Origin of the sequence: uncultured Campylobacter sp., from assembly GCF_938031315.1 — a bacterium.
GTDB lineage: Bacteria > Campylobacterota > Campylobacteria > Campylobacterales > Campylobacteraceae > Campylobacter_B.
In genome coordinates, this window is sequence record NZ_CALHHT010000170.1 from 1 (window position 1) to 5,870 (window position 5,870).

Genomic DNA, 5,870 nt, shown 5'->3' on the forward strand with positions numbered 1-5,870 from the left:
AACGACCGCGTGCTGTGGTTTGCAATCACGCCCGGTCGCAACGACCGCCGCAGGTTGCGCGCCTACTTCAAAGAGCACCTTGATTTCGACATCGACGGCGGCTAATTTTGATTTAAAATTTAGAAGTTTGGACGCGACCCCGATAGCGGAATTTTGCGACGCAAAATTTTAAGCGAAATTTCGCACGGCGGAATTTTGCGATCTAAATTTTACCGAGCAAAATTCTAAGGCTGAAAATTTTAAGATATAAAATTTACGAAGCAGAATTTCACGGCGTAAATTTCAAAGCCTCGAATGCATGCCGCGATATTTGCAGCCCTATACGGCGAACTCCACCTCGCTTAGCCGCCCCAAATTATCAAACGAAAAGAGCGCATCATTTTTAAAATTCTCTACGATCTTGCCCGCCGCTTCGCTAAATTTCGTGCCGTTTCTAAGTAAAAGTGCCCCCGATAAAACGGCGTAATTTAGCTGAAATGTACCTATGTAATCGCGCCAAAGAGATGAGCTCGCTTGCGTCCATACTGCTTGCGATCGCGCCCTCGGGGCTCACGCACTCGCCCGCCGCAAACGCCACGAATACCGCTCCGCCGGCGTGCGGGCAGCGGTAGTAATATAACGGCTCCTGCGACAATCCGCACGCGATCGCGCTTAGAGCGTGGCCGTTTATCTCCGCGCTTAGTGCGAGCTTAGGCGTGCTAAGCTCGGCTAGCCCGTGCCGCAAGCCGAAGTCGCGCACATCTCGCGCAAGGGTGAGCAGCCGCTCATCAAGGCGGTTTATGTTTTCGTATCCCCACAGCCACGTGCGGCTGCTGCTCGCTTCGCCGCTGCCGATATACCAGATAGCGCGCGGCGCATCATCGCCGAAACTGATCTCGCAGCGCTCAAAATCCACAGACCAGCGCCTGCCCTTTACGATCAGCTTCGAGCCCATCTCTTGCACCCTTGCGCCGCAGCCCAAACATGCCGAAAATAGATCAGTAAAGCTGCTCCTATCCACGCCTAGGCGGTCTAAAATTTCATTTTTCTCCCTTGATCTTGCACCGATAAATTTAGCGCTTTTGTGGGATTTACGCTTCGCCCTCTTATACGCCGCTTTGCTATAAAACATTCGCACTATGAAATTTCACGCGACGCGGCAAGCAGTAAAATTTAATCAAATTTTATAAATCCGCAGCGGATAAAATTTCATATCAGAACGCCGCCTGGATAGAATTTTGCAGAAGGCTACCGGGCATGGCGAGTGCAACTGCAGGAGATGACGGGCGCGACCGCAATGATCGGCTGGCGGACATAAAATTTAAACCGCTCGCGGGATGTTAAATTTGAAAGATGAAATTTTAGCCTAACGGCGAGCGGCGTAATTCTACGACCGAGCAGTGAACACTAGAGCTTAAAGCGGCGCAAAACTGGCGCGCAACAGCGAATGTATCAACTCGGACGGCAAGCGATAGAGTTTAAAAGCCGTGCAGTCATAAAATTTAAATCGCCTCTTAAGATCGTGAAATTTAAAGATGAAATTTCATACCGAACGGCGAGCCGCTAAATTTAAACCGCCCGAGCGATCGTCAAAATTTAAAATCAAATTTTACGACCGCGCGGCAAAAGATGAAAAAAGATGAAATTTAGATTACCCGTGCGATAAATTTAATCGATCTTTAGCACGCTCAAAAACGCCTCGCTCGGCAAATTTACCCTGCCGATCGCCTTCATGCGCTTCTTGCCCTCTTTTTGCTTTTCGAGCAGCTTGCGCTTGCGCGTGATGTCGCCGCCGTAGCATTTGGCGGTCACGTTTTTGCCCATGGCGCGGACGTTTTCGCGCGCGATGATCTTATTGCCGATGCTTGCTTGGATCGCGACCTCAAAAAGCTGCCGCGGCACGATCTCCTTCATCGCTTTGACGAGATCGCGCCCCTTGGATTCGGCCTTTGAAGCGGGCACGATGATCGAGAGCGCATCGACCGCTTCGCCCGCGACGCGGATGTCGAGCTTGACTAGATCGCCGCGCCTATAATCTATCGGCTCGTAATCAAAGCTCGCATATCCCTTGGTGCAGGACTTGAGCTTGTCGTAAAAGTCCATTATGATCTCGTTTGTCGGCACGTCGTATTCGAGCAGGACGCGCTCCGGCGTGATGTAGTCCATCTTGGTTTGGATGCCGCGGCGTAAATTTAAAAGGCTGATGAGATTGCCCAAAAACTCGCTCGGGGTGATGATGGTCGCCCTGACGTAGGGCTCCTCGATGCGCTCGATGAAATTTGGCGCGGGAAGCTCGCTGGGGCTGTGTATCCGCACGCACGAGCCGTCCGTGAGATACACGGCGTATGTGACGGTCGGCGCCGTGGCGATGAGATCGAGATCAAACTCGCGCTCGAGCCGCTCCTTTACGACCTCCATATGCAGTAGTCCCAAAAACCCGACGCGAAAGCCGAATCCTAGCGCGAGCGACGTCTCGGGCTCGTAGCTAAGCGAGCTGTCGTTTAAGCTAAGCTTATCCAAAGCGTCGCGCAGATCTTCAAATTTATCGGTCTGCACGGGATAGATGCCCGCAAACACGAAGGGCTTGGCCTTCTCAAAGCCACCCACGGGCGCGACGGCGCGATTTTTAAAAAGCGTGATCGTATCGCCTACCTGCACGTCGGCGACGTTTTTTAGCCCCATCACGACGATGCCCACTTCGCCGCTGCTAAGCTCGCGAGTTTTGGCGGGCGCAAGCGGGTTGGGATACATCAGATCAAGCACCTCGTGGCGGTTCTCGCTACCCATTATATAGACCTCGTCGCCCTTTTTCAGCACGCCGTCGTAGAGCCTCACAAGCGCGAGCGCGCCTAGGTAGTTATCAAACCAGCTGTCGTAGATGAGCGCCTTAAGCGGCGCGGCATCGTCCGTTTTGGGCGCGGGGATGCGAGTGATTATCGCCTCTAAAAGCTCCTTGATACCCGCGCCCGTTTTGGCGCTGACCTCGATCGCGCTGCTGCAATCAAGCCCGATGACGTGCTCGATCTCCTCTTTTACGCGCTGCGGATCGGCGGCTGGCAGATCGATTTTATTAAGCACTGGGATGATCTCGAGGTTGTGTTGTAGGGCAATATAGACGTTTGCGATAGTCTGCGCCTGCACGCCCTGACTTGCGTCCACGACAAGGATCGCCCCCTCGCAGCTAGCCAGCGAGCGCGAGACCTCGTAGCTGAAATCCACGTGGCCCGGGGTGTCGATCAAATTTAAAACGTATTTCTCGCCGCCAAGCTCGTACTCGAGCCGCACGGACTGCGCCTTGATCGTGATGCCGCGCTCCTTTTCGATATCCATCGTATCCATGATCTGGCTGCTCATCTGGCGCGCCTCGACGGCGTTGCACTCGCTGATCAGGCGGTCTGCGAGCGTGGATTTGCCGTGGTCGATATGCGCGATGATGCTGAAATTTCTGATATTTTTTGTTTTCAAGTGGCTTTCCTGATGAAATTTTAAGCCGCATTGTGCCGAAATTTCATTTAAAAACGGGTAAATGAGCAGGTGGAATTTATAAGACGAAATTTATACGGCGGCTCTAGGCGGATTGGAATTTTACGAAATAAAATTTTGAAAGATAGGTGGAGTACGGGCGGCTTTGAGCAATTTTAAATTTTATCGGCGATGCGTTTTGCCGCGATATAATTTTAGGATGAGGATTGGAATGCGGAATTTTATGAAGTGGAATTCGACGGCTATGTTTGGGGCAGAAAAATTCTAAGTGGTGAAATTTTATGGCAAATTTTATATGATCGCACTTTGCAAAGCCCACTATGCTAACGGCTGAGAATTTTAATAAGCAATAAGGGATCTCTCCTCATACGAGATTTTGCTTTGAATTCTACCAATTGAAATTAGTGCGCAAACTTATATATCATTACGACGCGCAAATCTTAGTAAGTAAATTTTACCGCCAAGTTTTATAGCAAAATTTCGCAATTTAAAATTTCAAAGAAATTCTATCTCATGGAATTTACAGACAAAAATTTGCAAAGCAAAATTCCAAAATATTTGTCGCCAAGAAAACCAAAATTTCGCTCATAAAAAAAGGCTAGCTCGAAAGCTAGCCTTTGTAATATGAGCTTAACGCTGATACTACCAATCGGTCTTTTGATTGTAGATATCGCGAACATCGCCAGAATCTAGAATTCTAGTCGAAGTATCGCTAGTACTATTGTCTGACGAGCTACCACCAGCGAACGATCCTACATCATCCGCTATGCCCGATTTAACCTGACCTTCACCGCCCCAGACCGTAGGTTTAGACTGCTTTATATGTACACGAAGAGGATTATAATACTGTCGTACGCCCGGATACTTTTTAGAGTAGGCTCCTCCATCATTTGCAGTAAACATAGTCTTATCATTTAAGGCTGGAGTATGAATAAGCCATGGATTAGTAATGATACGTATTGTAGCATGACCTGCTGCAGTGCCACTGATGGTTATATTCTCTCGGCCATTTTTTACCACATTGGCCCTGCTGATATCCACATTTACGTCGCCAACCTTAGTAAGACTATCGTAGTCGCTCACAAACTCCTCGTCTATGTTATTTAAAGTAGCTTTCGTATTTACTACAAACTTCGTAAAATCGGTCAAGCTAGAATCCTGAGCCGCTAGCACGGTAAATATATTCGAGGCTATAACATTGCCTGAGGCATTAACCACACCTGGAACCTCATAGGCAAGATTTTCATTAGGCGCAGGCATATTCGAACACTTATCAATTCTGCCACAATAAATCTGCGTATAAATAGGAACAGATATTGGAGTCCCAGTAGTAGCTTGCTGCACTATAGCCCCCAAACTTTTATCGTACGATGTACCATAGACAAATAGGGCGTAAGTGCCTACATTATCGCTAAAATCTGTAACGGTCTTGCCGGTTGCGTAAGTTTTGCTATTAGAATTAGCGGCGGCTATATAAGCAGCCTTACTTGCAGCTCTGGTCTCGCTAACCTTTCTAGTAATAAAGACATCGAAATCTTCCTTAGACAGCTTTATATGGGTTTTATTGTAGTCCTCAGAGTCGGTATCAGAGATAGCTTTGTATGAGCTATCGAATTTCGATGGCCAAAACTTTCCAAAGGTCTTAAGAGCGGTTCCGTCTTGAATATCAAAGTCACTAGCATAGATAAGCACCGGGGTGCTAGGGGTTTTATGCATCCTAGCGAAGTTAAAATACACGGTCGAGTCGGGAGTTTGTCCTTCTCTAAATCCTTGCGCTAAAATTCTGAATTCATTTGACTTCGAGTCATAATTTATTCCTGTGCCGCCTTTCGGTCTATTGATAAGCCCGCCTCTTAGCGAAGCATCAGAGTAGTAATTAAGAGCTATTTTAAGCGGTATAGGTAAGCCATAACCAGCATCACCGCTAGAAGCAGCCTCCTCCCAGTCTGGCATCTCATCAATTTTAGAAGAACCCTTACTGCTTCTTACGTTATATTTATAGCATCTGCTATCATATCCAGTAGAGCCTAAGCATACGTCAGAATCTTTAGCAAAATACTGCGTATCGCTAAGAATCTCGTATTTGACGGTAGGCCTATCAGGATATGGTACATAGTTTGTATTTGCGCTAGTCTCACTAGCATTAGTAGCCTTAGAGCAGCGTCCGTCAGCACTATTGCTTTGACAATCAAATCCGAAATCTAGCGCGAAGTCAAGGTCGCTTGCAAATCCGCACACGGCTTGAAGTTTCTCCTTACCTTTGTCGCCAATTTCCATTTTATATCCGTCATAAAGCGTAGCGATGACATCCTTATAAACTTTGTCAGATAGATACGCTACTGCATTGACCTTAAGCTTAGCTAGCTGGCTTAGCTGATTAGTTACCGCTAAATTCTGGCTAGAATTTT

General features: G+C 47.9%; 3 protein-coding genes. All 3 read right to left on the reverse strand.

Annotated elements, in window-relative coordinates:
- Nucleotides 1-433 precede the first annotated feature (433 nt).
- On the reverse strand, nucleotides 434-1,111 hold the full coding sequence (locus Q0236_RS04520) for a DUF6882 domain-containing protein (RefSeq protein WP_297915531.1): 678 nt from the start codon (nucleotides 1,109-1,111) through the stop codon (nucleotides 434-436).
- 536 nt (nucleotides 1,112-1,647) lie between these two features.
- Nucleotides 1,648-3,444: a translation elongation factor 4 gene (gene lepA, locus Q0236_RS04525; RefSeq protein ID WP_297915533.1), complete on the reverse strand. Its 1,797-nt coding sequence runs from the start codon at nucleotides 3,442-3,444 to the stop codon at nucleotides 1,648-1,650.
- 660 nt (nucleotides 3,445-4,104) lie between these two features.
- A partial coding sequence (locus Q0236_RS04530) for a hypothetical protein (RefSeq protein ID WP_297915536.1) occupies nucleotides 4,105-5,870 on the reverse strand: 1,766 nt, incomplete at its 5' end.